General features: G+C 53.2%; 14 protein-coding genes and 1 tRNA gene. 3 read left to right on the forward strand and 12 right to left on the reverse strand.

From position 1 onward, the window contains the following. Positions 1-47: 47 nt before the first annotated feature. From infB to FHS60_RS05835, 5 genes are all read right to left on the reverse strand, one after another. A complete protein-coding gene (gene infB / locus FHS60_RS05815) occupies positions 48-2,879 on the reverse strand; it encodes a translation initiation factor IF-2 (protein WP_183696295.1) in 2,832 nt (943 codons plus the stop codon). Between the two features lie 203 nt (positions 2,880-3,082). Next, positions 3,083-4,345, reverse strand: a complete 1,263-nt coding sequence (gene nusA, locus FHS60_RS05820) for a transcription termination factor NusA (RefSeq protein ID WP_183696298.1) — start codon at positions 4,343-4,345, stop codon at positions 3,083-3,085. Between the two features lie 158 nt (positions 4,346-4,503). Beyond that, a complete protein-coding gene (gene rimP, locus FHS60_RS05825; protein WP_183696301.1) occupies positions 4,504-4,971 on the reverse strand; it encodes a ribosome assembly cofactor RimP in 468 nt (155 codons plus the stop codon). Between the two features lie 281 nt (positions 4,972-5,252). Next, positions 5,253-5,747 carry an anaerobic ribonucleoside-triphosphate reductase activating protein gene (nrdG, locus tag FHS60_RS05830; RefSeq protein ID WP_183696304.1) on the reverse strand — a complete coding sequence of 165 codons (495 nt, stop codon included), beginning with the start codon at positions 5,745-5,747 and terminating at the stop codon, positions 5,253-5,255. A gap of 13 nt (positions 5,748-5,760) precedes the next feature. Beyond that, a complete protein-coding gene (locus FHS60_RS05835) occupies positions 5,761-7,992 on the reverse strand; it encodes an anaerobic ribonucleoside triphosphate reductase (RefSeq protein WP_183696307.1) in 2,232 nt (743 codons plus the stop codon). A gap of 489 nt (positions 7,993-8,481) precedes the next feature. Between FHS60_RS05835 and FHS60_RS05840 the strand changes: the two genes are divergently transcribed. Next, on the forward strand, positions 8,482-13,011 hold the full coding sequence (locus tag FHS60_RS05840; protein WP_183696309.1) for a M60 family metallopeptidase: 4,530 nt from the start codon (positions 8,482-8,484) through the stop codon (positions 13,009-13,011). Between the two features lie 184 nt (positions 13,012-13,195). Beyond that, on the forward strand, positions 13,196-14,989 hold the full coding sequence (locus tag FHS60_RS05845; RefSeq protein ID WP_183696312.1) for a hypothetical protein: 1,794 nt from the start codon (positions 13,196-13,198) through the stop codon (positions 14,987-14,989). Between the two features lie 241 nt (positions 14,990-15,230). Here FHS60_RS05845 and FHS60_RS05850 read toward each other — a convergent pair. After that, positions 15,231-15,305 (reverse strand) — tRNA-Pro (locus FHS60_RS05850). A 153-nt stretch (positions 15,306-15,458) separates the two neighbouring features. Between FHS60_RS05850 and FHS60_RS05855 the strand changes: the two genes are divergently transcribed. Further along, positions 15,459-16,340, forward strand: a complete 882-nt coding sequence (locus FHS60_RS05855) for an aldose 1-epimerase family protein (RefSeq protein ID WP_183696316.1) — start codon at positions 15,459-15,461, stop codon at positions 16,338-16,340. 15 nt (positions 16,341-16,355) lie between these two features. Here the strand turns inward: FHS60_RS05855 and FHS60_RS05860 are convergent, their stop codons facing one another. From FHS60_RS05860 to FHS60_RS05885, 6 genes are all read right to left on the reverse strand, one after another. Continuing rightward, positions 16,356-18,398: an enolase C-terminal domain-like protein gene (locus FHS60_RS05860; RefSeq protein ID WP_183696319.1), complete on the reverse strand. Its 2,043-nt coding sequence runs from the start codon at positions 18,396-18,398 to the stop codon at positions 16,356-16,358. Between the two features lie 94 nt (positions 18,399-18,492). After that, on the reverse strand, positions 18,493-19,311 hold the full coding sequence (menB, locus tag FHS60_RS05865; protein WP_183696322.1) for a 1,4-dihydroxy-2-naphthoyl-CoA synthase: 819 nt from the start codon (positions 19,309-19,311) through the stop codon (positions 18,493-18,495). A gap of 102 nt (positions 19,312-19,413) precedes the next feature. After that, positions 19,414-21,138 (reverse strand): 2-succinyl-5-enolpyruvyl-6-hydroxy-3-cyclohexene-1-carboxylic-acid synthase, encoded by a 1,725-nt coding sequence (gene menD / locus FHS60_RS05870; protein ID WP_183696325.1) that lies wholly within the window; start codon positions 21,136-21,138, stop codon positions 19,414-19,416. Between the two features lie 60 nt (positions 21,139-21,198). Continuing rightward, positions 21,199-22,269 (reverse strand): chorismate-binding protein, encoded by a 1,071-nt coding sequence (locus FHS60_RS05875; RefSeq protein ID WP_183696328.1) that lies wholly within the window; start codon positions 22,267-22,269, stop codon positions 21,199-21,201. A gap of 257 nt (positions 22,270-22,526) precedes the next feature. Further along, a complete protein-coding gene (locus FHS60_RS05880; protein WP_183696514.1) occupies positions 22,527-24,155 on the reverse strand; it encodes a hypothetical protein in 1,629 nt (542 codons plus the stop codon). Between the two features lie 47 nt (positions 24,156-24,202). Further along, positions 24,203-24,391: a hypothetical protein gene (locus FHS60_RS05885; protein ID WP_183696331.1), complete on the reverse strand. Its 189-nt coding sequence runs from the start codon at positions 24,389-24,391 to the stop codon at positions 24,203-24,205. Positions 24,392-24,610 lie beyond the last annotated feature (219 nt).

Here is a 24,610-nt window from a genome sequence, read left to right on the forward strand (position 1 = left end):
CACCTCGCGGGGCAGAGCAGGCGGCAACCCACCAGTTCGCACGCTGTTTACTTCAGTTTCTGCTTGATTTCGATTTCTTCGTAGGTCTCGATGATATCGCCCTCCTTGATGTCGTTGCAGTTGGCAAGGCTGATACCGCACTCGAAGTTTGTGCTCACTTCCTTTACATCGTCCTTGAAGCGCTTCAGGGCGTTGATGGCGCCGGTGAACACTACGATGCCGTCGCGAATGAGGCGGGCCTTGTCGGTACGCTTCACCTTACCGTCGGAGACATAAGCACCGGCCACAATACCCACCTTGGAGATGTGGTAAACCTGGCGCACATCGATGGTAGCAGTAACCTGTTCTTTGACAATCGGCTTCAACATACCTTCCATAGCCTGGCATACATCATCGATAGCGTCGTAGATAACGGAGTACTGACGAATTTCGACACCTTCCTTATCGGCGAGCTTGCGGGCTGCCTGACTCGGACGAACCTGGAAGCCTACGATGACAGCTTGTGAGGCAGCAGCCAGCGTTACATCGTTCTCGCTGATCTGTCCCACGCTCTTGTGGATAACGTTGACCTGAATGGTCGGCGTGCTGAGCTTGATAAACGAGTCGGAGAGTGCTTCGACTGAACCGTCCACATCGCCCTTGACAATGATGTTGAGCTCTTGGTAGTCGCCCTGCTTAAGACGGCGGCCGATTTCATCGAGCGTCAGCATCTTCTGCGTACGGAGATCCTGCTCACGCTGAAGCTGTTCGCGCTTAGTTGTAATCTCGCGAGCTTCTTGCTCAGAGGACATCACGTGGAACTGGTCGCCGGCCTGCGGTGCGCCATTGAAACCGAGGAGCGTAGCAGACATAGCTGGACCTACCTCCTGGATGCGCTGTCCGCGCTCATTGAAAAGAGCCTTCACGCGGCCGAAGCTGGTTCCTGCCAATACGACATCGCCCTGGTGGAGCGTTCCGTTGCTCACGAGAACCGTGGCAGTGTAGCCGCGGCCCTTGTCGAGGGTAGATTCGATAATCGTACCTGTGGCATTGCGGTGCGGATTGGCCTTGAGTTCAAGCATATCGGCTTCGAGGAGTACTTTCTCGAGCAATTCCTTTACGCCGAGGCCCTTCTTGGCACTGATGTCCTGACTTTGGTACTTACCGCCCCATTCTTCCACGAGGAAGTTCATCGCCGCAAGGCTTTCCTTGATCTTATCGGGGTTTGCAGTGGGTTTATCAATCTTGTTGATGGCGAAAACGATAGGCACGTTGGCCGCCACAGCGTGGTTGATGGCCTCCTTCGTTTGCGGCATGATGTCGTCATCGGCTGCAATGATGATGATAGCAATGTCGGTGACCTGCGCACCGCGGGCACGCATGGCCGTGAAGGCTTCGTGACCCGGCGTGTCAAGGAAGGTGATGTTTCGGCCGCTTTCGAGCGTCACGTTGTAGGCTCCGACGTGCTGCGTGATACCACCAGCCTCACCGGCAATAACGTTGGCGTTGCGGACATAGTCGAGCAATGATGTCTTACCATGGTCTACGTGACCCATCACCGTAACAATCGGTGCGCGGGGCTTGAGATCTTCTTCAGCATCCTCCACCTCGGCCACGGCGTCCTGCACTTCTGCACTGACATATTCAGTCTTGAAGCCAAATTCCTCGGCTACAATATCAATTGTTTCTGCTTCGAGACGCTGGTTGATGCTGACCATCATACCGATGTTCATACACGTACCGATAACTTTCGTTACGGGAACATCCATCATCGTTGCGAGCTCGTTGGCCGTAACAAATTCGGTGAGCTTGAGCACCTTGCTCTCTGCTTTTTCTTCCCGACGTAGCTCTTCTTCCTGGGCGCGCACTTGTTCGCGCTTCTCCTTGCGGTACTTAGCACCCTTGCTCGCTTTCGACTTATTAGTAAGGCGTGCGAGCGTGTCGCGTACCTGCTTTGCTACATCTTCGTCGCTAACTTCCTGCTTCACCGGAGCTTTAGCGCGGCGATTGTTCTTCTTGCCGGCACCCTGGTTGTTGCTATTGTTCTTAGCGTTGTTGTTATTGTTGCGATTACGGTTTCCACCGCCACCTTGCTGATTGGCAGCTGCGTTAATATCCACGCGCTGTCCACCACCGATGCGGTTGCGTTTTTTCTTTTCTCCGTTAGCGGTTTGCTGTTTGTTTTCGCGTTCCTTGCGGCGTTCTTCCTTCGTTTTCTTCTTGGGACGCGTGGACGCGTTGATAGCTGCCAAGTCGATAGTGCCGAGCACTTTCGGGGCTTGTAGTTCAGGCGTTGATTTGAGTTCGAACACACCGTCCTTCACTTGGCCTATTTCGCGAGCACGTTCCTCCACGCTGGCTTTCTGCTTCTTCTGTGATTCTGCTTTCTCCTCCACTTTGGGAGCAGGAACTGCAGGAGCTTCTGCAAGCTTTTGTTCGGGCTGTTCAGCTTTGGATTGTGGCTGTTCGGCCTTAGGAGCTGGAGCAGCCTCAGGCTTTTTCTTCTTCACAGGCTTCTCGCCCTTGGGAGCTTCCTTCTGGGGCAGTTCGGCAAGTGTAGCGGCTTTTTGCTCGAGGTCAATCTTGCCCACCACCTTCGGCCCTACTTGTGGGATTTCGGTTTTGATTTCTACCGCCTTCTTGCGTTCTTCCTTGGCTTTCTCCTTCTTCAGCTGTTCCTGTCGCTTTTCTTCCTGTCGGCTTTGGCGCAGTTTTTCAGCTTCGTTGCGGAGGTGTTCATCGGTTTGAAACTCCTTCTTCACCAAGGAGTACTGTTCGTCCGTCAGCTTCGTATTGGGATTTACTTCCTCAAGCTTTTGACCTTTCTTTTCCAGAAAGTCGACGACGGTTTGCAGTCCGACATTAAATTCTTTGATAACTTTATTTAATCTGATAGCCATGCTTATTTGTTAAAATGAGGTGCGGCGTTGCCGCTGGATGTGCTAATGTGCTGCTATTGATGGTTTGCTTTTGCGCTGTGCCGATGCTTAGTAATGTGTTTATGCCTTTGTTCCGAACAAGCCCGCAGGCTCTTACCACATCAGCACATTGGGTTCGTTTGCCGAACCTTACATCAGCACGATGATTGACGTTCTCACGCTCGTTATTCTTCGAACTCGGCGCGGAGTATACGGAGCACGTCGTCGACGGTCTCTTCTTCCAGGTCGGCCTTTTCGATGAGCATTTCGCGAGGAGCATTGAGCACGTCCTTAGCCGTGCGCAGACCGATACCCTTGATAGAGTCGATGATCCACTGCTCTATTTCGTCGTTGAACTCGTCAAGGTAGATATCGTCCTCCTCGGCTTCGTTGCTGTCCGACTCGCGGAAAACGTCGATGGTGTATTCTGTCAGCATGGAAGCCAACTTGATGTTCATACCGCCCTTACCGATGGCCAGACTCACCTCTTCGGGATTGAGATAAACCTCTGCTTTCTTGTTTTCCTCATCCAGGATGATGCGATTGACCTGTGCGGGACTGAGCGCGCGCTGGATAAAGAGGGCGGTGTTCGTGGTGTAGTTGATCACATCGATGTTCTCGTTGTGAAGTTCGCGCACAATACCGTGGATGCGGCTACCCTTCACGCCGACACACGCTCCAACGGGGTCGATGCGGTCGTCGTAACTTTCAGCGGCAATCTTTGCGCGCTCACCCGGGATGCGGGCAATGCGGCGCAGGCTGATAAGGCCGTCGGCAATCTCGGGGATTTCAGCCTCGAGCAGACGCTGCAAGAATGCGGGACTGGTGCGGCTCAGATAGATTTTCGGGTTTCCGTTGGCATTGTCCACGCGGTCGATGACGGCGCGCACGGTATCGCCTTTATGGAAGAAGTCGCGGGGAATCTGCTGGTGTTTGGGCAGCAGGAGCTCGTTGTTCTCATCGTCGATGAGAAGTGTTTCGTTCTTCCAGGTCTGATAAACCTCAGCAGAAACAATCTCGCCCACGCGATCCTTATATTTGTTGTAGAGAGCATCATGTTCGAGTTCGAGAACTTTGCTCGCCAGCGTCTGACGGAGCGTCAGGATGGCGCGGCGGCCAAACTTAGCAAACTCGATGGGCTCACTCACTTCTTCACCCACTTCGTAATCTTCGTCGATTTCGTGGGCTGCGCTCAGCGCAATCTGTTTGTTGTCATCGGTCACTTCGCCGTCGGCCACGACTTCGCGATTACGATAGATTTCGCAGTCACCCTTGTCGGGGTTGACAATCACGTCGAAGTTTTCATCAGAGCCGAAAATTTTGGCGATGACATTGCGGAAGCTCTCTTCGAGAACGCTCACGAGTGTCGTGCGGTCGATATTTTTCGTCTCCTTGAATTCAGAGAATGTGTCGATGAGACTGATTGTCTCAACTTTCTTAGTTGCCATATATTGTTTTATTTTGTTTTTTCTGAGAGAGAGGGGGAAGCTCGGACTGGTCCGACTGGTCGGACTTGTCGGAGATCCTCTTGAGAGGACTGGAGCTCTTGAGAGAACTGCTCCTCTTGATACCAAGAGACTAACAAGCCGCTTGGGGACCTGTTAGTCTACTTGAAATCGATCAGGAGGCGGGTCTCCTTGATGTCGGAGTATGGGAACGTATAGTCCACATCCATCATCTTGGGGCGTTTCTCGCCTTCCAGTTTCTTTTTTTCTTGAACAGTGACCACACAGCTTTCGGGTGTCACTTCCTTAAGTAGGCCGGAAAGTTTTTTTCCTTCACGCGTCAACACTTCCACGCGGTCGCCTTGATGAATTTCATACTGTCGGAGCACCTTGAAAGGCTGACCGATGCCGGCACTGCCCACTTCCAGTTCGAAATCCGCTTCCTCGCGATCGAGATGAGCTTCGATAAACTTACTCAGCTCTACACAGTCTTCAATCCATACGCCGTCCTGGTGGTCGATTTCAACCACAATGCGATCGTCAGTACTAACAGTGAGGTCGGTCAGAAAGTAGTCCTTACCGTCCAACCATTCTTCAACCAGCGATTTTACTAACTTCTTGTCTATCATGTAATAGGGTTGTTGTCCTTAAAAAGAAGTGAGGAACTTTTGCTAAGTCCCTCACTACGACGCCGCAAAATTACGCATTTATAATATAGTCTGCAAATTTTTCGCAAAAAAAGTGCTTTTTCTGCCAGAAAGCAAATCCAAGCACCCCCAAAAGCCGCTCGTCAGTATCCTTATTGTGTCAGCTGACGCAATAAGGCTGTCAGCTGACTTCCTTATTGTATCAGCTGACAGCCTTATTGGATAAATCGGACTGGTCAGACTAGTCAGACTGGTCCGACCAGTCAGAGACCGAGAGAATAAGGCACGACTTCGCCTTTCTCTAAGGATTTTTTCACATCCAGAATGCGCTGGTTGGTACTCCCGCGAAACGGAAGATCTGTATCGCGAAGCGCCTCAACATATCGGCCGTCCACGAGGACATCCAAAAGGCGTAGGAGGGAGAGTTGGGCCTCGTTGCGAATGAGCTGCTCGAAGGTGTAGCCCGTGTAGCACCAAATGGTTTTGTCAGTACGGCTGCGGATGGCTGCGGCCAATTCGCTAAAACCTTCGGGCTGAAACATCGGGTCGCCGCCGGTGAATGTGACGTTGGCGAAAGGATCGCTCTCTATCTCGGCCATGATTTGCTCCGTCGTCGTAGGCGTGCCGCGGTGGATGTCCCAGGATTGCGGATTGTGGCAACCAGGACACTGATTCTCGCAACCAGCACAATAGATGGAGGTGCGGAAGCCCGGACCGTCCACCATTGTGTCGTGCACTATTTGAAGTAGGGAAATCATTGCGCCGTGAGGATTAGTTTTTGCCGTCAGCAGGCGTGTCTACATGTATCACGCGGTCGTGCAACTCGGCAAGCTTTCCAGAATTCCAGCGGTCGGTTGTGCCCACGAGGTAGCCCGTAATGCGCTGCAAGCGATCCACATGTTCGCTGCCACACTTAGGACAAGTTTCCACGTTGGGCTCCGCATTCTCATAGCCACAGTCCATGCAGCGATTGCGGTTGTGGTTCACAGAGCCGTAGCCCATATTGTAGCGGTCCATCATGTCCACTACGCTCATGATCACCTGCGGGTTGTGCGTAGCGTCGCCGTCTATTTCGACATAGAAGATATGTCCGCCGCGCGTCAGGTCGTGGTAAGGAGCTTCCACCTGGGCTTTGTGGAGCGCCGAGCACTTGTAGTAGACCGGCACGTGGTTAGAGTTGGTGTAGTAGTCACGATCCGTCACGCCCTCGATCAGGCCAAATTCTTTGCGGTCGCGCTTGGTAAATTTGCCGCTCAAGCCCTCTGCCGGCGTGGCCAGGACAGAATAGTTGTGCTGATAACGCTCGCTAAATTCGTTTACGCGGTCGCGCATATAGGTCACTATGCGAAGTCCCAACTGCTGGGCTTCTTCGCTCTCGCCGTGGTGCTGGCCGATGAGCGCCTTGAGGCATTCCGCCAGTCCGATAAAGCCGATGCCGAGCGTGCCTTGGTTGATGACACTTTCGATAGAATCCTCGGGCTTGAGGTGGTCGGCATCAATCCAGAGATACTTCATGAGCAGCGGGAACTGCTTTGCCATGGCGGTTTTCTGGAACTGGAAACGCTCGTCGAGTTGGCGTGCTGTCACCTCGAGCATATTGTCCAACTTGGAGAAGAAGGTGTTGATACGCTCTTCCTTATTGCTGATACCCATACATTCGATGGCCATGCGAACGATATTGATTGTAGAGAAGCTCAAGTTGCCTCGCGCCACGCTGGTCTTTGGTCCGAAACGATTTTCAAACACACGTGTGCGGCAGCCCATAGTGGCCACCTCCCAGCGGTAACGTTCGGGATCGTCGGCACGCCAATAAGTGTGCTGATTGAAAGTAGCATCGAGATTGAGGAAATTAGGGAAGAAACGGCGCGCCGTCACCTTGCAAGCCAACTGATAGAGATCGTAGTTGGGATCTTCGGGCAGGTAGTTGACACCGCGTTTCTTCTTCCAAATCTGAATGGGGAAGATAGCTGTCTCGCCATTGCCCACGCCTTCGTATGTACTCTTGAGGATTTCGCGCATAACGCAGCGACCTTCCGCACTCGTATCCGTTCCGTAGTTGATGCTGGAGAACACCACCTGGTTACCGCCGCGCGAATGGATGGTATTCATATTATGAATGAAAGCTTCCATGGCCTGGTGAACACGGTTAACTGTCTTGTTCACTGCGTGCTGACGCAGGCGCGCCTCGCCCTGTAAACCTTCGAGGGGGCGCAGCTCATAATCATCAACGGGAGCATCATACAAAGCAGAGAGTGACTCGCCCGTCAAGGCCTCCAGGTTCTTCAGTTCTTCCTGATAAGTGGAGCGCACGTAGGGAGCCAGATAGAAATCGAAAGCCGGGATGGCCTGACCGCCGTGCATTTCGTTTTGGCAAGTCTCTAAGGAGATGCAGGCCAACACAGCTGCGGTCTCGATGCGCTTCGCTGGACGACTGCTGCCGTGGCCTGCTGTGAAGCCGTGTTGCAGGATGATGTCGAGCGGGTGTTGCACACAGGTCAAACTCTTCGTGGGGTAATAGTCCTTATCATGTATATGGAGCACGTTGTTGCGCACAGCTTCCTGGCTCTCTTCGCTTAGGAGGTAGTCGTCCACAAAGGGTTTGGTGGTTTCCGAAGCAAACTTCATCATCATTCCGGCCGGTGTGTCGGCATTCATGTTGGCGTTTTCGCGCGTGATGTCGTTGTTCTTGGCGTTGACAATACTCATGAAGATGTCGCGCGTCTTTGCCTTGCGCGCTATGCTGCGCTGGTTGCGATAGGCGATATACTTCTGCGCCACGTCCTTGCGCTTACTCTTCATCAGCTCCTTCTCAACCGCGTCTTGAATATCTTCTACGGTCATTTGGCTCTTGCCGCGGAAGTTCACATGGTCTGTGATGAGATTGATGAGGCTTTCGTCCTCACCTTTGTCTGTGTGTAGCATTGCCTTTCTGATGGCTGCCTGGATTTTTTGTTCGTTGAAACCAACGATGCGCCCGTCGCGCTTAACTACAGTTTGTATCATTTCTCTCTGCTGTTTAATGTATTAGCTTATTTCTCAAAGTAAAGTCCGAGCGGATTAACTTTTCAGCGATGCGAATTTACGAAATAGATTTTGAAAATTATTGTTTTGGACAACTTTTTTATTATGCTAATTTTTTAATACACTAATAATCAATAATATAATTTTTATTTTGGAAAACTTTTCTATTTTTTGAACCGACAAGAATTTTCCAAAATAAAAACCAAGGATAATTCTAAAGTATTCTTTTATTCCCATTTCCAACATCTCTATAAGCCCCCTCCGGCAGGCTCTTTGGACACTTTTTCCTCCCCCCTTTCGCTCATCAGTCTGAGCTTTCTTTTCTCGTTTTCTATTATTTTATTGTATCTTCGCGCCCATATAAAAATATATAGGCCTATAATTTCAGGACAACTTCTTAATTTCCTCCGCAAGTGGCGCAGGACGGGCCAGATGAACAAATAATTATTTCTTACATAACAACCACACTAAATGAAACATTTCTTTCTAACACTCCTGTCCATCATACTGGCGCTGAGCGTTGGCACTACTGCCCATGCTCAGACGGGCGAGGCATTGGTCAAGCAGTACTTGCAATCGGGCGGCGTGTTCCGCATCGCGAGCAATCGCACGGCAAACCATGTGATGCAGGAGCACAACGGCGCAGCGAGAACAGCTCCACTCTCCACGACGGACTACTCCCAAGCGTGGGTGCTCCGCAAGTCGGGCAATGGTTTCTACATCCAAAATGCGGCCACGGGCCACTACCTCAAGGAAAAAGACCACCCAACGCCACTCGCCCTTACGAACGACGGCACTCTGTTCTACATCAAATACCGCGCAAACAACACGGGCAACAGCACCTTTGTCACCATCAGCACCAAAGCCGACTTCTCCGACAAATCTTGCCTACACGACGATGAGCAGCACAATGTAGTGAAATGGTATGCAGGAGCTTCGCAGGACAACACGCCGTCCGACTGGACTTTGCAACCTGCCACGGATCTCAATGAGGCTACCATCGTGGGCAACCTCAATCCTGGCTACGTGCCAACGCCGACGGCGAATACTTACTACTACCTCGTGAACAAAAGCTACCCCGACCGCGTGATGACAGAGGCCGTGGGCACATCGACCGTTGCAGCAAAGGCGGTGCAGGCCAACAACTTCGCGCAGATTTGGCAGCTCACCTCAAAAGGCGGAAACAACTATACTCTCACCAATGTCTTGACTGGTAAGCGCGTCAATCATGTAGGAGGACTGTCGCAAGAATATACCACCTCGACCAATGGAGGTGTTTTCACGCTGGCTAAGTTCAACGACAAATGGACTGCCACCTACACACTGGCCGATAAGGGTACCACGCGAGGCCTCCACTGTTCAGAATCACAGGGCTATTCCGTTGTGGGCTGGCACACCAACGCCGACGCCACAGGATGGTACTTCAAAACGGCTACCGTTGATCCTTCCGCTCTGGCTGCCGCACAGGCTGAATACCAGTCGCTGAACAATCTGCAAACAAATACCGCGGCTTACACCACAAAATTGGCGAAGTATTTCACCGATGGTTCGTGCTCCGAACTCAAAGCTCCCTACTCCACCATGTCTGCCGCCAATCTGACAACAGCGCTGACGGCCGATGGCTTCCCCGAAACCATTCGTCAGATGGTTCTCAAAGTGAGAAACAACAGTTGGGAGGTCTACAAGGCTGGTTGGGACAAAACGGAGAAAACCTTCCGTGTGGGCACTTACAAGCCCTATAGCTATGGTGGCTACGATGGCTGGGCTAAAATCCTAAAACTGGACTACAGATTGGGCCAACTGACAAACCCCACGGGTATCAGCGTGAAAGAGTACGACGTCTTGCAGGTCTATGTCGGTAGCATACCGACCGGACAGAAAGTGAAGCTCGAAATCGTGGGCGAAGGCTCAGCCACGGGTACACAGATAGGACTTAAAGAAGGCTACAACGTGATCTCTTCACCAGCAGAAGGCACCGTCTTTGTCAACTACGATGTGAACAATATCATCAATCAGAACACTTTCACGCCGCTCAGCACTTACGCCCCCGTTAAAGTACACATCGAGGGCGGCACAGTAAACGGCTACTTCGACCTGACCCGTGGCGACAACGATACGGATTGGGCTAATTTGCAGCAATATCTGCTCAAAGGCAGCAGCGTCTTAGACCTCAAGACGGAACAACTCATCTTCCACATGAACAAAGACCGCGTGACGAGCGCTTGCCCTACGGAGATGAAGAAACTCCTTACTGCCTGGAACACGCTCATCGACTGGGAGCGCGAGATGATGGGACTGGAGGAATACAAAGACTATTTTAATAGTATGCTCACTTGTACGAGTATCAACAGCAGCTATATGTTTGCCACCAACTACGGCACGTACTACGAGAAGAGTACGTTGAACACCATCATGAATGCTAACCAAATGACCACCAGTGGTGGTGCACTGTGGGGCCCGGCCCATGAAAACGGCCACATCCACCAGAAGCTCATCAACATGATTGGCCAAACGGAAATTTCCACCAATCTCTTCTCCAACATTGCCGTATTCCGCCAAGGTCACAACACGAGTCGCGCAACATCAACTGCCACAACGCTGAAGAACATGGCCAATGGCGTGTTCTGGAACGACCGCGGCCTCTGGGAACGTGTCCATCTCTACTATCAGCTCTATCTCTTCTTCCACGCCACAGGTAAGGACACATCCTTCTATCCGAACCTCTTCAAGGCTTTCCGCAAAGGTCCTGAGCTCAATCAGCGTGCCGAAACTTTCGTGCCGGCTACGGAGGATTATCTGCGCTTCTATGAAACGGTATGTAAGGTCAGCGGCTACGACATGACGGAGTTCTTCCAAGCCTACGGATTCTTTGAGATTCCGACGATGCAAGAGTACACACTGAATGGTACCACACAGAAGGCCTACCATGTGGGGGACTACTCCAACTACTACATCACGATCACGCAGCAGATGATTGACGAATCCAAAGCGCGCGTAAAGGCGATGAACCTCACCAAGAACGGCGGCAACGCTGCCTTTATCGAGGACCGCATCACTGCCCCCTTGGCCACGTACGAAGGCCACCTGCCGGGCGAACTGAAAACGGCATTCAGCGACGAAGAGGAGAACCTCATCGGCAAGCATGGCGATGTGGGTCAGTACACCAGCTTCGACCAACCCTGCTCTGCCTACGAGTTCACCACATCAGTCACCGATCCCAGAGCTGTCCAGGCTGTGGGCACGGGCGCAGTAGGCTTCAAAGTCTACGACAAAGACGGCAACCTCGTTTTCATGGCTAACACCAACAAATTCACGCTGCCGGAGAGCCTCGTAGGTCAGCCCTACACCATCAAGGCAGCCCAGGGCAACGGCGAAGATGTGCTCATGACGAAGGGCGAAGACCGCAGCACCATCACTTGGAACGTGGTGGACAATAAGAACAATATCCTCCACACGTTCACCACTAACGACCTCACAAAGGGCTCTACTGTGACGACCTATCCCGCGGATATGCAGGCCTACACAAAACGCTTTGTAAACTACATTCCTGCAACGCCCAACGTGGTGGCTAATGGTCATACAACGGTCTCGGTGAGATACAATTTCACAGGTCCTTTCCAGCCGAGCACTACAACCGATTTGCACTACTACCACCTGAAGGTGCGCGATGGCTACATCAACTACACGACGAAAGCTCCCTACCTGCTCACCCCTGCCCCAAGTGCTACGAACAACAGTCAATGGGCGTTCATCGGTAACCCCTTCGAGGGCTTCCGCATCCTCAACGCGGCAACGGGTACGCAGCAGTTCCTCACCTTCGGCACTACCTACAACGGCGGCAACCCTGTTATGGGCACTGCGGAAGACTGCTGGGAAATCATCGCCAACCAGAACGACGCTTCCGGCAAAAGCTTTAGCATCAAGGTGAAGGACAAAAACTGCTATTTCAACAAGTACGCCAACGAGGGCTACTTGAAATATTGGCAAGCATCGGCAAACGATGATACCGGCTCTAATGTCACTGTCGAGGCTGCTTCAGCTGCCGAGGAATTCAACGGTTATTTCCGTCTGAAGAACAGCCAGAGTAATAGATATATTGCGTTGGGCGCTGACGGCAACTTCTCCGCAACGAGCAACAGACCCTTTATGAACCCCTCCAATGTCTTCTTACTCGAACAGAATACGGATGGCACCATCCGCATGAGTCATGGCAACCGCTATGTGGCTAACAACACGTTCAAGGCCACAGATGCGCAGGAACAGGCCTATCCCATCCTCCTGCTTCGCACAAGCGCCAACACCTATGCCATTTATGCCAAGGACGGCCACGGTTTGGGCAACAGCTATTGGCAGAACAGCAGTGCAAGCGGAGCAAGTCTCAGCTTCCAAACGGGAGATGCTGGTGGTTCGAAATGGAAACTCGAACCAGCCACTACGCTCATCCTCCCGCTCATCCCCTTCGAGAATGCGGCTTACAGTACGGCGTACATGCCTTTTGCCTACACCGTGGACAACGGCGTAACGGCCAACATCATCAGCCTTGCAGGCAGCACGGCCAAGACTACGGCCATCACCACCGTCCCAGCTCACACGGGCGTTCTGCTTATCAGTCCGTCGGACGAAGTCACCATGGCCACGCTCAACATCGTTGCTCCAGCTCCGGAACTCACGCAGACCAATGTTTTGACAGGTACTTACACGCCGCAACTGGCTGATGGTTCGCAATACACCTTTAGCGCTGGTCCGGACCAAGTTCGTCGCTTAGGCTTCTACATCTACACTGCTGGTGCGCCGCTCAATCCTTACCGCGCCTACATCTCTGCCGCTTCTGCCTCTGGCGTTCGCGCTTTCCTCCTCGACCCACAGACGCTCACGGGCATCACATCTGCCACCGAGGACAACACGCAGAAGGACATCTACGACCTCCAGGGTCGCCGTCTCGACAAGGTGAGCCGTCCTGGCCTCTACATTGTGAATGGTCAGAAGCAACTGAAACGCTAAAGTCTCCATCTCGTCCTTTCCCAAAAGGGAGAGGCACATAAAAACGCTTATAACAACAGCAGCCACGCAAATTCAAAACATTGCGTGGCTGCTGCTTTTTTCAAATCCTCCCCTCACAAAGAAATTTTGAAAATAGCCACTTTTCCGTACCTTTGTCCCAACAACCCCCAAAACTGCAAACATCATGAAACAGCGCACACACATTTTTCTTTTGCTGTATCTCTCCCTGCTCTGCCTCCCAGCCATGGCGCAGCATGATATTGAACCAGTTTCCATAGTCCCTGATAAATTCATCGCTATCGACTCCATCGAGCAATGCGAACCGGAAAAACAAATCTCCAGCGATAGCCTACGCCTGCGGGTAGCAGAAAATCCACAAAACGACGAAGCGTGGCTCGATTTGGCCAATGCCTATATCAATGAATCTGCCGACTCCGCGCTCATCACTGAGGCTCTACTGAAGAGCATTTCCCTTACCCCCGATTCTGAACAGCAGAAGATAGAGGAGGCAGCATGGTATGCCCACTACTTCCTTACGGGAACGAAGTCTTCCTTAGTCTTAGAACAAGCTTTGCAACGCCTACCGCTCAACGTAATCATACGCAGTTATTTGGCTGCGGCTCGCTTTTCCAACCAAGACTACGACCTCGCCGAACAGCTCGATTCCATCAACTACGCCTATATTCTCCATCATCGCTCGGATGATTTCGTGGATGCACTAAGAGGGGCGGCCAATCGCGTGGCAGAACATGTTTCGGAGAGGACGATAGATGCGGCCACCTGCTTTTATCGCGCGTTGCAACGCCGCAAACTTCTCAATGCAATCATCCCAAATTCAGAAGAGGCAGCACTTCTGGGAACGGCCTATCTCCAATTTGCGCCCTACGCCAACGACTTCTATGCGGCAGAAAATGAAGCGCGTCAACGAGCCGGACAGCAAACAGAGGATTTCACCACAGCACTTGTTGATTCGGCGCTTACGCAATTCCTTTTCAACGATACGATAGACATCGTCGATGCTTCCGCCTATTTTTTCAGCCAATGGAATAATTTCGACAGCCGTGTACAAAAGATCGCCGAAGAATGCTTTATATACTACACCGATAAGTATCCCTTGATGTTCAAATGGTTTCTGTTGGAGGGCTTCGTTCTTCAAGAGCTCCACAACTATACACAGGCGTCGCGCTATCTATCAAAGGCTTACTATCTCTGTCCTACGGGCAAAATAGCCAGTCAGGCGGCTTTCAACTACTACTTGGACAATCAGCAAAAAAAAGCCATAGAGTTTACAATGAAAGCCATTGCCCACTTGAAACACGATGGCTACGAACGCTTCAAAATGTATCAGTTTTTGAGCAACCTCTACGGCGACATGGGCAACTACCGCGCAGCGATTGCTGCCCTCAATAAAGCCTTGAAAATAGAGAGCGACTATGTCAACATCACTATGTTGACTACGGCATATTACCAACGCGCCATTTTCCGCGTCTACCAAGGGCATGGCCGCAATAAGAAACTCAACACACAGGCCTTGGCCGACTTGCGCGAAACCTTCCTGCATGGCCATGAAATCTACAATGCCCACCGCATTCTTTTATGGTACGGATGGCTGCTCGACCAGCCCCACAACCCTCTCCCTACCGATTCCGTCAGCCGGCTGCTCCAAGACAGTTGCCGCATCTGGGCTTGCTCTCCCGAAGGCGACATGATCGCCACCCAAATCCTCGCCCGCCATTTTTGGGGCGATTCAGCCCTCGCCCGTCAAGAGATGGACACCCTCATCAGCGAGCAGCCTACCTACCTCGACCTCGGTGAAGCTGCCTGCTTCTATGCACTCCAAGGCGACACAAAAAAAGCTGAAGAAATTCTCCAGCAAGCCATCGAAGATAAATGGATTTCTAAAACTGCCGTCCAGCATCATCCCTGGCTAAAATCGCTCAAAACATCCGTCTCTTCCTCACATCGTCATAAGCGCTAAAAGCCTCCGTAAATATCCTTATTGCGTCAGCTGACGCAATAAGGAAGCCAACTGACGCAATAAGGATGTCTGCCGACAGCCTTATTGTATTTTGGAGGACAAGTCAGAGGCATCAGAGAAATCGGACTTCTCCGATCGGTCCGATTGGTCCGACCAGTCCGATTCCTCAAGCAACTGCTGCTTTTTTTAGGCAACAAAAAAAAGTCGCCATCTTTCGATGACGACTTCCTATTTTCTTCAGTCGGGGTGACTGGATTCGAACCAGCGACCACACGCCCCCCAGACGCGTACTCTAACCGGGCTGAGCTACACCCCGAAGAAATAGCTTGCGGAACTTATATAGGGGATAGTTCCTTTTAGCGAGTGCAAAAGTACCATAAAGAATGGTACGAACAAAATAAAAATTCAACTTTTTTCCATAAAACCGCTTTTTTCGCCTAACTTCGCCCCTACACATATCTTTATTCTCATGGTCAAGATAGAAAACAAACACCTCATCGCTACCTTTTCGGAACAGGGCGCAGAGACAACAAGTTTGAGAGATGCCCAGTCGGGGCGAGAATACATTTGGCAGGGCGACCCCACTTTTTGGGGTGGTCACAGCCCCATCCTTTTCCCCATCACAGGCGGCCTTTGGAACGGAGAAAGCCGCATTGGCGACCGTGCCTACAACATTCCGAAGCATGGTTTTGCCAAGAAAATGACATGGCAGGTGGGAGAACAAACGGCAGAGAGCGTGACATTCTTCCTCGAAGATACGGAGGTCACGCGAGAGGTATTCCCCTATGCGTTTCGCCTCGAAGTGTGTTACCGCCTCGATGGGCGCACACTGAAAGCCGACTTTAAGGTAAAAAATAAGGGCACAGAACCTATGTTTTTCCAAGTGGGAGGACATCCGGGACTGAATCTGCCGGACTATAAGGCGGACGGTGGCGTTAGTGGCTATATCCGTTTCACGGGTGAGGCCGACCATCTGCTCCGCGCAGGCGAACAAGGTTGCATCATCATGGACGGAACAACGCCGGCCCACTACCCCATTCCGCTAACGGAAGAAGGCCTCGTGCCGGTGTGCGTAGACACTTTCAGCAACGAAGCCCTTATCTTGGAGCGTCAGGTGGAGGCTGCCACGCTGCTCGACATGGAGAAGCGTCCCGTAGCCACTGTACGCAGTACGGCTCCCGTCTGGCTTTTCTGGTCGCCACAAGGCATCCACAGTCCGTTTGTCTGCTTCGAACCGTGGTACGGCCTACCCGATTTACAGGGATTCAGCGGCCCTATCGCGGAACGTGCCTTCATCCAGCAGGCCGAAGGCGGAACGACATGGACAGGAGGGTATGAGGTAGAAGTATAAAAGAGAAATTGCTCACTACACTTTTTTTCCAAGGGCGGAGGCAGCCAGCGCGCGTGCTTCTGCCCTTGCTGGTTTTCCGGTGGCGGTGAGTGGCAACCGCTCCACCCGCACATAGTGGCGCGGACATTCGTAGCGCCCGAGGTGCTCACGACAGTAGCGCGCCACAGCAGCCTCATCGGCTTCGCCGGCATAGAGCAGCGTGACGGCTTCGCCATATTTCTCATCGGGCACGGCGGTGATCTGAAACGGCACCTCCAAGGCGGCGAGGCGGCGTTCTATCTCCTCCGTTTGCCACTTGATGCCGCCCGAACATATCACATTGTCCTTGCGCCCCAAGATATGGAACGTGCCGTCGGGGAAGAGTTCGGCGCGGTCGTTGGTCTCAAGCGGTGTGGGACAAACTGCGGGGGCATCGATGCGCAAACAACCGTCCGGCGTGAGGGAGAGCGCAACGCCGTCGAGGGGCTTATAACGCTCATCAGCCGCTGGCCCATTCAGGCGGCGCAGAGCCACATGGGATAGCGTTTCCGTCATGCCGTAAGTGCTCCAAACGGGATGGGGAAAATCGCGTAGCTCTTCGGCCAGCGCCCCACTGATGCTGCCGCCGCCAATGATGAGTTGGCCCACCTCGCGAAGCAGGGCGCGCTCACGCGGCACTTGCAGCGTTTCGAACACCTGCATCGGGGTCATCGCGGCAAAGGTGGGCGCAGTGGTCAGCGTCTCAAACGGATGGGCGGAGGGCTTGACCACCACGAGGCGCAAGCCATGGGTGAAGGCACGCACGCAGACCATTTTTCCCGCGATGTAGTCGAGCGGCATACAGAGCAAAGCCGTGTCGCCCTCCTTCAAATCTAAGAAACGGCAGGTCATGTCGGCACTGTGGCGCATCCGTTCTTTCTCCACGCGCAAGAGCTTTGGGCGGCCGGTTGAGCCAGATGTTTTCACCTCCAACGTGGGGGCTGCACTCTCCCATTCGTGCCGAAATTCGTCCACTTGTTTCCGAAACGCTTTTGTCCCGAAATCCTCCATCCAGAGCCTTTCGCCACGTATCTGCAAGGTAGTGGCCTCAAAATTGTTGGTGAACAACTGCCCCGTGCCTAAACCCTGATGACGAACGGGCATAGGTGGCAACTGGCTCACCCATTGCGCCAGCGCGTTGAGCCCTACATTGCTCTCCAGCGCACTCGTCACCCAGTAGCCCACCCCGCATTTGTCGGCCTCCATCATCCATTCCTCGCAGCCGCTGAAGCCTCCGTGGAGGGAGGGCTTAAGGACGATGTACTGCGGGCGTATCTCGTCGAGCAGTCGCTGCCGCATAACGCGGTCGTTGTTACCGATAAGTTCCTCGTCGAGGGCGATGGGCAACGGCGTATTGCGACAAAGTGCGGCCATCTCCTCCCATTGGTTTTGCCGAATGGGCTGCTCGATGCTGTGGATATGGTAACGGCTCAGCTTTTCCAATCGGCGTGGCGCTTCGTCCACCGAAAAACCACCGTTGGCATCGACGCGCAGTTCGACAGTTTCGGGCGAGAAGCGGGCACGCAGACGACGGATAAGGTTCTGTTCACTCTCGAAATCGATAGCCCCAATCTTCAGTTTCACACAACGGAAGCCCTCGCGGAGTTTTGCCTCCATTCGTTCCATCATCTCGTCGTGCGAGCCCATCCAAACAAGACCGTTGATGGGAAGTCCTTCCGCACCACGCGTGAAAGGCGTGTCGTAGAGCTGGAGATAATGCCCCGTGAGCGAGGCTTTGGCAGAGCGAAAGGCAGTTTCGAGGCCAAAGAGGATGGACGGGTAAGGGCGGAGCGCCTCCATATCGAGCCGTCCAGCCGCTACCACCTCGCGACAGATGCGCCGCAGCGTTGCTTCATAATCACCGTTGTAATCGCAACTCAAATCGTGGAGCGGGGCGCACTCTCCCAGACCGCGAGCCACACGTCCCTCGACTTCATAGGTGAGTTCGAGATACCACACCTTCCGCTCTTTGTAAACGCCGCGCGAAGTACCCGCCGGTTGCTTAAAACAGAGGGTGCGCGGAATGATTCTGATGTTCATGGGAGTTTGTCTTAGAAAGAAGTTCTCGGACGGGTCGGACCAGTCAGACCCGTCTGGCCTGTCGGAGAACCACAGCCGTTTGTTGGTCGCCTTATTAAGGCAGTTTCGGGAATTTCTTGAAATCGGGCTTGCGTTTTTCGAGAAATGCGCGCCCACCTTCGTGCGCCTCATCGAGCATATAATAGAGCATGGTGGCATCTCCCGCGAGTTCTTGAATACCTGCTTGTCCGTCGAGCTCGGCATTTAGGCCGGCTTTGATCATGCGCAAGGCCAGGGGCGAGTGCTCCATCATCTGCTCCGCCCAAAGCACCACTTCGTTTTCCAGCTCCTCGAAAGACACCACTTTGTTTACCATGCCCATGCGTTCGGCTTCTGCGGCCGAGTATTGGCGGCACATAAACCAGATTTCGCGGGCTTTCTTCTGTCCCACGATGCGTGCCAAATAGGACGCACCAAAGCCAGCGTCGAACGAGCCTACTCGCGGGCCTGTTTGTCCAAAAATGGCGTTGTCCGAAGCTATGGTGAGGTCGCACATGAGGTGGAGAACGTGGCCTCCGCCAATGGCGTAGCCGTTCACCATCGCAATGACGGGTTTGGGCAAAGAACGTATCTGTTTCTGCACGTCGAGCACATTGAGACGAGGCACGCCGTCGCCACCGACATAACCGCCGCGACCTTTGACATTCATATCGCCGCCCGAGCAGAAAGCCTTATCGCCAGCACCCGTCAGGACAACGACACTGATTTCGGGATTCTCCCGACAGATACGAAAGGCATCGCTCATCTCCCCCACCGTTAGCGGCGTGAACGCATTGCGCCAGCGAGGCCGGTTAATAGTGATTTTGGCGATGCCATTATACATTTCAAACAATATCTCCTTATACTCTTTCAAGGAGGTCCATTCTCTTGTCATATTATATAGAGGTTTTATTTTCTTATTGGGAGTTGGGAGTTTTCGGACGGGTCGGACCAGTCGGACGGGTCGGACTGGTCTGAGAACAGCCTTCGCGGCCGGTTAGTTCACAAAAAGCTCCAAAATTTGCGGCCTATCGGCAGGAGCTGTCAGCAGGCGGTGGAGGGCAGCAGCTGCCTCGGACGGCGTGGCGGCATGGAGGTAGCCGCAGTTGTAGCTTAGGCAGATGCCCTCAGCTGTGGCACAGTTGCGCCCCGCAATATATTCTTCGTGAGCCGGCGAGTCGGACAGTCCCGGCAGATGGCGAAAGATGCCACCCCCACCGTTATTGAGGAGCACCACTCGCAGGCGACCGTCGAGACGAGTATTCCAGAGAGCATTCACATCGTAGAAGAAACTCAGATCTCCGATGCAGAGGAGAGCCGTTCCCTCGGCGCGGAGCGAATAGCCCGCAGCGGCGGACATAGACCCCTCAATGCCGTTGACACCTCGGTTGCAGAGGATGGGAAAGCGGCCGCCGTCGAAGAAAGGTTGGGCATTGCGCACCACACTACTATTGGCCAAGTGGAGCGAACCGATACCGTGTTGCTCCACTGCCTCGGCCACAAGTTGCAGGGCCGTTGTGTCCGTCAGTTTCTTTATTGTGTCGCGCCGCAGAACCTTTGTGTCAGCTGACGCCCTTATACTGTCGACTGACGCAATAAGGGTATTTTCGAGCAGCGCGTTGATGCGGACCACCGCCTCCTTCCGCTCCATCGGTGCAGCGTGGATTTGCGCGAGGAAGTCGGCGAGTGTCGTGCGACAAATGCGGTGGAGGTGGAAGAAAGTATCGGGCATGGCGTCCGTCGGCTCTATGCGAATAACGCGCAGGTCAGATTGTAGGCGCAAACGTTCCTTCACATTCTTATTGATCAGATTGTCCCCGGCCGAAATCAGCAGGTCGATGTCGGAGAGTAAGTCTAAGTGGCCATTACGCAGAGCGTTCATGCGCTCCGTTCCGGGGCAGTTGCTGAGCAATTCGGGGAGGACGACGACGCGCCCGCTCTTTGCCAGCCGCAGCACCTCCTCCGAAACGTTCTCCCTGCTTTGCCCAATGAGCAAGGCGGGGCAGCGCGCGGCGGCCACCTCCTGCAACGCCGCTTCTAAGTGGGCTGGAGCGAGGCGGAAGTCCTCCAGAACGAGGCGTTCCTCGGGCAAACGCTCCTCCTCGAAGCGGAAGAGCGGCGGCGTGAGCGGGATGTTGACATGCACAGGCCGTCCACCATGGCGGCGCGTTGAGAGCAGCGCCTCGTTCATAAGGCGGTTGCAATGCCAAGCGTCGGCCTCACTGCGCAACTCTGGCAACTGAATCGTTGGCGTATAGGGCTGGAGCGCGCCAACCTGCGGCAGCGTTTGTCCGTCCAGCTGACCGAGGAGCATCTCTGGGCGGTCGGCCGACACCACAAGGAGCGGCACGTGCTGATAGTAGGCCTCAGCCACGGCAGGCAGCACATTGAGCAGTGCAGAACCGGAAGTGACACACACCACTGTGGTGCGCCCCGTTCGGAGGGCGATACCGAGCGCCACAAAGCCGGCCGAGCGTTCGTCCGTTACGGGCCACACGCTCAACTGCGGTTGGCAGCAACAGAGATTGTGCACCAACGCGCCATTGCGAGAGCCGGGACAAACCACAGCATCTGAAACGCCAAAAGAAAGAAGAAGGGAGGTGAAAATCGAAGCAGCACTCCGCCCCGTGTCCTCGTCTGAGGGGGAGGTCGATGAAGGAGAGACCGAAGTCGCGGAGGCTTCGGCGGATAGTTTTCCTACACTGCTATATTTTTTTTTCATTTGTATCGTTCGTTAGCCTAAAGAAGGTTATCGGTAGCCCTGTTTTGCTTGCCAACAGCACTATACGGCGCGGGGCTTTTCGCCTGAAAGAACAACGGAGATGGGCGCTGTGAGATGCTCGAGCGGAGCTGCCATTTTGCGCTGCGTTTCCAGCCATTCGTCCTCTTCGTTGCTCTCGGGGAGAAGTCCGCCGCCGGCGTGGAAACGCAGGAGGGAGGGCATCACTTCCAGGCAGCGCAGATTGACATAAAGGCGCGTTTCATGGAGCAGATGGAGCGGGCCGCAAAAACCGGCATAGTAGCGGCGCGGCTCTGGTTCATATTCGAGGATGGCTCTGCGCGCGCGCTCCGTTGGCACACCACATACGGCCGGCGTGGGGTGTAAGTGCGAAAGCACAGTTCCTACGCCCAATCCAGCGGGAAGTAGGAAGCGGAAATCCGTTTCGAGGTGACAAATCGCCCCTACCTTGCGCACGTATGTCTCACTCTCCTCCGGCTCAACGCCCAACTGGCGGAGCTGTTCGCGAACATACTGCGCCACGAGGCGTTGCTCGCGGCGATTTTTCTCGCTCCACGCGTTGAAGGGTACACACGCTCCGTCCGCACAGGCCATAGTGCCGGCCAACGCCATCGTCTGCCACGCGCCGTTTTCGTGCGTAAGCAGTCGTTCGGGCGTGGCTACCAGCCAGCAGTCCGTTTGAGGGGTTTGAAAAAGCGACACAAAAGCATGGGGATGCGCCGCACACGCGGCAAAGAAAAAACGTTCTAACGCTTCGTTAGAAAGAGGAGGAATGGGCATTGTGGCCGTGCGCGCCAGCACCACCTTATCGCACTGGCCCGTCCGCAGCACTTGCTGCATGGCGCGAAAGGCTTGTCCGTAAGTTTCGCGGTTCTCGCTGCGCCGCGCCGCAGGCAGCACGAAGATAGCCCCCTCGGGCACAACGCCTTCCCGCACCTCTTCGGGTTCGAGCAAGACAATGGGCGTTGTTTCGTTCGGCGTGAAAGGCGCGATGAGGAATCCCATTCGCCCGTCGGCTTCTTCTACCGACGCCAATGTCCCCACTGCTCCCTCGCGGAACAGTCGGACATACGAGCGCTTGCCCGGCAGACGATAATAAGCAAAACTTGGCATGTCGCGAAAGTACGAAAAAAGCGCAAGAGTAGGGCATAATCTCGCGTTTTTTAGTTGCGCCCAACGCTTTCAGACACCGCCTTACGACTTTCAGCCATGAACTTTCCAGCCGAAAAGAGATGGAAAAGAGAGAAAACACACAGATTTGAGAAGAAGTGGGAGGACATGAAAAAAGCCACAAACTTGTGCTGAATTTTGCAAAAGTTTGTGGCCAAAATTTATAGCGAATTATGCACTTTCACATTTATAGTCCGTTCTCACTCAAAGGGCCAAGGCAGGATGCCATAGGTGCGAGAAATTTTAGCAATGCGCAGGCTGATTGTTCCATTGTTATTCCTGAAAAACTGAAGACAATAAGAATAATAGCCAACAGATGTTGATGTCCAGTAGTAGCCGCTCGAACCGACAGATTCTAACTTCGCAGGAACAAAGGAAGAAGAGGCTATATAATCCCCTGCTGTCGGCAAGTAGAAATAGTTGGCCGTTTCACTGGCCGAAAGCACGCTCTTGTCAATAGAGTTCTTTTGGTAAGGATATTCGATGTTTAGCACATCATAGTTAGTTCCATCGGGCGCCGCAGTACTCATCGCAGCGAGGGTTGTAGAGTTTTCGGCCGCTATCACTGCTTTTTTCTTCAACCACAGCCCACCTTTTCGGAGATGTCCCATAGAAAACCATAGCTCATCGCCATCCCAGTGTGGATTTCCCTTTTCAGCATACCAGCGCATGAGGTTGACATTGGGCGTAGCTTTGAAGCGGTCCGTTTTGGGTGCTATCTTATTGCTGCCCGCATCGGCATACCATCTGAGGCGATCGCTGGGTATCGGTTGTCCCGAATGGCTTTCGCCGTTCATTGTAGGCTGCCAAGGATCGGTAGAATCCCACTCGTGACCACTCCAATAAGGCTCTTTGGCATCCCACATGGAATAGTCGCGAGCACCATATTCTTTCAGTTTGAGATTTGCCGAAAGGTCGTAGTAAGTATTAGCGGCGTAGTTGAACGATGGGAAACGCTTGGTGATAGTGCCTTCAATGTTGTCAACATTATCCTTGAGCCAGAAGCGCACTTTGAGACGGTGCGTGCCAGGCTTGATCACCATGTAAGCACCATTAAGAGAGCGATCGGGCGTCGTATTTGTCAGGAGGAAACCATCGGCGTATGCGCCCGTACCTTTGGTGGTCAGAACGATAGTTTTAGAATTGCCGTTGCCCGTCAGACTATTTGTTGTGGGATCAAGCGTGTAAGTGCCAGCCACTTCATCCTCTGCCAAAACTTCTATCTTCGTCAGCGTGCAGCGCTGCAGAACGGCATTGGTCGTATAGGGCTGAAAAACGAGCATTGCCGCCTGATGGTTGAGACGGAAGTCGAACTCATTGGTTGTGCCGCGGCGCGTGGCATCGGCAATACCGCAGTCGCCAGCGTCTCCGATGTGTACGGTGGTATTAGGCGATGTTTGCGTTTGCGCAGTACTGATACTGACTTGGTCGTTCGTACCGTTCTTTCCGGCGTAGTATATCTTATACGTGTTGCTGGCTGTGAACGTTCCGGGTACTTTGAATTCGAACGCAGCGGAATGGGCATGAGCGGCATCGACTGCATTGCTGCTCCGTTGCCACTGGCCGTTGTCGTCCTTCACAAAAATGCGGTCGCCCTCTTCCCAGAAGAAGTTGCCCGTGGTGTAGTCCATGGAGGTGTGGCGGCTGGAGGAAGTCGTCGGCGTATCGTTGGTGGCAGGTGTTCCCGCCACGAAAGTTGTCAGCACTTTTGAGGCATTGCCGCCGGGAGTAGCGGGCGTGATTTCCTCGCTGCTGCAAGCTGCCAGCAGGAAGATGGCGCAAAAGAGCGCAGCAATTCCGAGGAATGTTTTATTGGAGAGTTTTATCATGATCTTTTTGCTATAATTCGGTTTCTCTATTTTGTTGTTCACACGCTTCAGTCTTCCCAGAGCTGAGAAGCATTGCCAGCGTTCCATCGTTGTTGCCGCGTATCCTCGGCTTCAGGGCCTGTTCCGTGTTCCCCAGAATTGTGCTGGCCTGTACCGGGCGACATATTCATCAGTGGGGTTTCCTCACAAAAGGAATAAACGGCGATAACGGGTGAGGTATACGTTTTCTTTCTCATGATTATTTCTTTTACCATCTGTAATAACACTATTTATTGATAGATATAAGGGAAATGTAGTTCTGTATTTTTCTTGCAAGAGGCGGAGCACGCTTTGCTCAAGCCTTGAGCGGAGAAACTTTCTCATTTCCAGCTTAAAAGCGCGCAAATATATGGGTTATTCTTCACCAAGCCAAATAAAACAGTGCGAAATCTTCATTTCTGCTATTTAGAAATAAA

The organism is Alloprevotella rava (assembly GCF_014195585.1).
Lineage (GTDB): Bacteria > Bacteroidota > Bacteroidia > Bacteroidales > Bacteroidaceae > Alloprevotella > Alloprevotella rava.